This is a genomic window from Nocardia sp. CC201C (assembly GCF_030010695.1).
Lineage (GTDB): Bacteria > Actinomycetota > Actinomycetes > Mycobacteriales > Mycobacteriaceae > Nocardia > Nocardia otitidiscaviarum.
Map to the genome: position 1 here is coordinate 1 of NZ_JASCXP010000531.1, position 4,248 is coordinate 4,248.

The following is a 4,248-nucleotide window of genomic DNA, read 5'->3' on the forward strand; positions in this document are numbered from 1 at the left end:
CGAATACTCCGACTGCCCAGTCGGTGCGTGCCGTGGATGCCGCTGTCGCATCGGCGTCGTCGGGCTCGGCCCGTCCCGCGGATACTCAGGCTCGTCCGATGGACGTCCCAGCGGCGTCGCGTGCGGTTCGGCCCGCGGATCGTCCGACCGCGTCGGGCGTCCACTCGGCGGACGTCTCGGCCGCGTCGACGCGACCCGGTTCGCCTACCCGCTCGGCGAGTGCCGCACCGGCCCAAGGGAATCCGCCGGTCACGGGTTCCGGCGTGCCGGTCCGCCCCACCCGCCCCGCACCCAGTCTGGGGGCGTGGTGACCACCCCGGCCCTGGTGCTGGTGGCGCACGGCACCCGCAGCACCAAGGGCGTCCAGATGATCGCCTCCCTGGCGGAGGCCGTGGCGCGCGAACTCGGCGCGCCCCCCGAGACCGGTGCCGGTGCCGTTTTCGGGGCAGCACCGGCACCGCTGACTGAAACCGCCCCCACCGCAATGCCTTCCACCCGCACGACGCGGGTCACGGGGCCGGGCGGCTCGGCTGTCCGGGGCGTGCCAGTGCACGACCCGGCCACCTGCGGCTGGGGCGTACCGGGGGCGGCGGCCGACGGCTCGGTCGTCGGCGACGGAGCCGCTGCCGATCGGACGGGCCACCGTATGGGCGCGGGCGCGGTCGATGCGATCTGCTTCGACTCCACGCGTGCGGGTGCGGCGCGCGGCGCGGGAATGCCGACGGGTGAGCCGGCCTCTCCGGGCACGCACGGTGCGCGGCCGTGCGGCTGCGGTGTGGGAACCGCGGTGTCGGCTCGGCCCGCTATCGACGCACCGCGGGTGCGTACCGCGTTCGTGGATGTGCTCGGGCCGTCTCCAGCCGAGGTGTTGCGGAATCTGGATGCGGTTCCCGCGGTGGTGGTTCCGGCCTTTCTGGCGTCGGGGTACCACGTGTACCAGGATGTGCCGCGAGAGGTGGCCGCGAGTGCGCACGACGCGGTCGCGGTCACCCACGCGATGGGTCCGGATCCGGCGCTGGCGGCGATCATGCGGATGCGGCTGCGGGCTGCGGGGTGGCGGCCGGGTGACGCGGTGGTCTTCGCGGCCGCCGGTTCGTCGGACGCCCGCGCCCGCCAGGATGTGCGGCGCGCCGCGGGGCTGCTCGCGGAGCAGATCGGCGGCCCGGTCCGCACGGCCTACATCGCCACGGGCGCGCCCCGGGTGCCGGAGGTGGTCGCACAGGTCCGCGAGTCCGGCGCGCGCCGCGTCTTCATCGCCTCCTACCTGCTGGCCCACGGCCTGTTCCACCAGCGCCTGCACGAGTGCGGCGCGGACGGCGTGGCCGACCCGATCGGCGTCCACCCGGCCGTGGTCCGCCTCATCGCCGACCGCTACCGCACCGCGGCCCGCACCCTCGCCACGGTGCCCGCGGCCTGACCCCGAACACCGCGATTCCCGGTGGGGGCCACCGGGAATCGCGGGCGGGAACATCGACTAGCGCGCACCGTGCGGGCCGGGCGCGGCGCTGCCGGTGTACTCACCCAGGTCGGCGACCAGCTCGGTCAGCTCCGGATCGCTGTCGTAGCGGCGCTGGTGCAGGGCCGCGATCCTGGCACCCATCTCCGGGTCCGGGTCGTCGGTGATGTCGAAGCTGGCGAACTTGTCGACCAGCGGCAGGCCGACCCGGTCGGTATTGCGGTGGGCCGGGTGGATCAGGTACTCCCAGTAGCCGTCCAGATCGTCGATGGCGAAGACCGCGCCCCATTCGTACTCGCCGCCGAAGTCGCGGCCGACGACGAAGGATCGCACCGAGGGAATGACGCGCCCCTGGTTGCGCAGACTTTCCAGGGCTTCCTCGACGGCCTCGGGGGTGGCGTCGGCGCGAAGCGTGAAGCGGTTGCCGTGATAGATCATTTCTCTTCCTTTTCTGTGCGTGAAACCGCGGGTGCGGCTTCGGATCACCTGGTGCGGATCAGGGCGGGGGCGGCCAGCGCCGCGCCCACGACCATGGCGAGCCCGGTCCAGCGGAACGCGCCGTCGATGCCGGTGACCGCGATGAGCGGCGCGACGACCAGCGGTGAGAGGAACTGGCCGAGGAATATCCCGGACACCAGACCGCTCAGCACGCGACCGCGCCGGGCGGCGGGTGCCAGTTCGCTCAGTCGCAGATTCAGGGTGGGTACGGCCAGGCCGACGCCGAACCCGCCGATCAGCAGGCCGATCACCACCGGGGGCACCGTCGCCGCGGTTCCCACCAGCAGCCAGCCGATGCCGAGCAGCGCCACACTGGCCGCGGTGAGCACGCCCGCGGTCCAGCGTCGCCGTAGCGCGGGAAAGGCGAGTGCCCCGAGGACGCTGCTGAGCGTGGTCGCGGCGACCACCGTGCCCACGACCGCCGGACCGCTGCCGAAGTCGGCCAGCAGGAACGGCAGTTGGGTCGGGGCCATGTAGAACGCCAGCGTCACGCCGAAGGCGAGCAGATACAGTCCGGTGACCGGCCCGAGGACGCGCTGCGGCGTGCCGTCCGCGGTACCGGCGTCCGCGCCGGATCCGCTGTGCCGCGGCGTTTTTCGCAGGGCCACCAGAGCGAAGGGCACGATGACGGCGGATGCCGCGTAGAGCCAGAACGGGGACTTCCAGTTCGAGGCCGCCAACAGGCCCGCGAGCGGCAGGAATACCACGCCGCCGACACTCGCGAAAGCCTGCTGTAGGCCGAGGAAGGACGCGCGCCGCGGACCGTCGAACCAGTCGGTGATCGTGGCGCTGACCGCCGTCATGATGCCGCCGACGGCCACTCCCAACAGTGCTCTGGTCGCCAGCAGGACGGCGAGGTCGTCGGTGAAGTATCCGCCGACGCCCGCCACCGCGTACAGCGTCAGGCCGCCGATCAGCAGCGGTCCGCGCCCGACCCGGTCGGCGACCGCCCCCGCCAGCGGTGCGCTGATGGCGATGGCCAGTGAGGTGATGGTGAGGGCGAGCCGCACCAGCACCTCCGCCCCGGCCGTGTCGGCGAAGACCGCCCGCATGGCGGGCAGGCTCGGCGCGATGACGGCCGGTGCCATGATGGTCAGCGTGGCGGCGGCCAGCAGGGTCGCGCGGGCGACTCGCGTCGGTACGTCCGTGCCGCGCGCCTGGGTGGTCTTCGGTGCCGCGGTCATGATGTGCCTCCCGGATCTGCCGTGTTCGACGTGCTGACATCGAGAGTTCCAGCGGGGCGGCGGCGCTCGCGTCGGCGAAAATCGCCTATCTCCCTACAATCCGGTCATGGCGGTGGATATCGGACTGGTGGGGCGGCGGGAGTCGATCCGCTGTCTGGCGGACGTGCTCACGTCCGCTCGCACGGGTTCGGGGGCCGCGCTGCTGCTGCGCGGCGACCCCGGAATCGGCAAGAGCGCCTTGTTGGCCGAGGCCGAGCGCCGCGCGGACGGCTTCCGGGTGCTGCGGGCGGCGGGGTCGGAGTTCGAGGCGGAACTGCCCTTCGCCGGGCTGCACCAGCTGTGTGCGCCGGAGCTCGATCGGCTGGCCGCCCTGCCCCCGGCGCCGCGCCGTGCCCTGGAGGCCGCGTTCGGTCTCGCCGACGCCGCCCCCGACCTGTTCGCCATCGGCGTCGGCGTGCTGGCGCTGCTCGGTGCGGCGGGCCGGGAGCGGCCGCTGCTGTGCGTCGTCGACGACGCACAGTGGCTCGACGATGCCTCGGCGCGGGTGCTGTCGTTCGTGGCGCGGCGCATCGGCTCCGAGCCGATCGCCATGCTGCTGGCGGCCCGGATGTCCGGCCGGACGGCGGCTGTGGACGCGCTGCCCGTCGTCGAGGTGCACGGGCTCGACGATGCGGACGCCCGCGCCCTGCTGGCTGCCGGTGTGCCGGGGGCATTGGACGACCGAGTGCGCGAGCGCATGCTGGCGGAGGCGCGCGGGAATCCGCTCGCCCTGCTGGAGTTACCCCGACATGGGGTGATGGCAGGCGGTTTCGCCGTTCCGGACGAGTATCCGGTCACCGCCGCCATCGAGCGCGGTTACCGCGCCCGGCTGCTGGCGCTGCCGCCCGCCAATCGGCTGCTGCTGACGATCGCCAGCGCCGATCCGACCGGTGATCCCGGGTTGTTGTGGTCGGCCGTCGACAGTGCCGGTCTGGATGCGTCGGCCGCCGCGGACACCGGCGGACTCGCGGATTTCGATGTGCGCGTGCGCTTCTGCCATCCGCTGGCCCGCTCGGTGGTCTACCGGGCCGCCGATCCGGAGCAGCGGCGGGCCGCGCACGGGTGGTTGGC

Annotated in this window: 3 protein-coding genes and 2 pseudogenes; 3 read left to right on the forward strand and 2 right to left on the reverse strand. The window is 73.4% G+C overall.

From position 1 onward, the window contains the following. Positions 1-307: 307 nt before the first annotated feature. Both QK444_RS33370 and QK444_RS33375 read left to right on the forward strand, forming a co-directional pair. A pseudogene (locus QK444_RS33370) lies at positions 308-409 on the forward strand (sirohydrochlorin chelatase); the annotation flags it as partial. Between the two features lie 414 nt (positions 410-823). Then, a pseudogene (locus QK444_RS33375) lies at positions 824-1,417 on the forward strand (sirohydrochlorin chelatase); the annotation flags it as partial. Positions 1,418-1,474: 57 nt separating this feature from the next. Here QK444_RS33375 and QK444_RS33380 read toward each other — a convergent pair. Together QK444_RS33380 and QK444_RS33385 are read right to left on the reverse strand one after the other, a co-directional pair. Beyond that, positions 1,475-1,894 (reverse strand): Dabb family protein, encoded by a 420-nt coding sequence (locus QK444_RS33380; protein ID WP_282786021.1) that lies wholly within the window; start codon positions 1,892-1,894, stop codon positions 1,475-1,477. A gap of 44 nt (positions 1,895-1,938) precedes the next feature. Next, positions 1,939-3,138, reverse strand: coding sequence for an MFS transporter (locus QK444_RS33385; protein WP_282786022.1), 1,200 nt, complete (start codon positions 3,136-3,138; stop codon positions 1,939-1,941). Between the two features lie 106 nt (positions 3,139-3,244). Between QK444_RS33385 and QK444_RS33390 the strand changes: the two genes are divergently transcribed. After that, the coding region (locus tag QK444_RS33390; RefSeq protein ID WP_282786023.1) for an ATP-binding protein at positions 3,245-4,248 on the forward strand (1,004 nt) is incomplete at its 3' end.

Bases quoted from the DNA above. Each gene is read 5' to 3' on its own strand.
- QK444_RS33380 (WP_282786021.1), bottom strand. From the start codon at position 1,894: ATGATCTATCACGGCAACCGCTTCACGCTTCGCGCCGACGCCACCCCC.
- QK444_RS33385 (WP_282786022.1), bottom strand. From the start codon at position 3,138: ATGACCGCGGCACCGAAGACCACCCAGGCGCGCGGCACGGACGTACCG.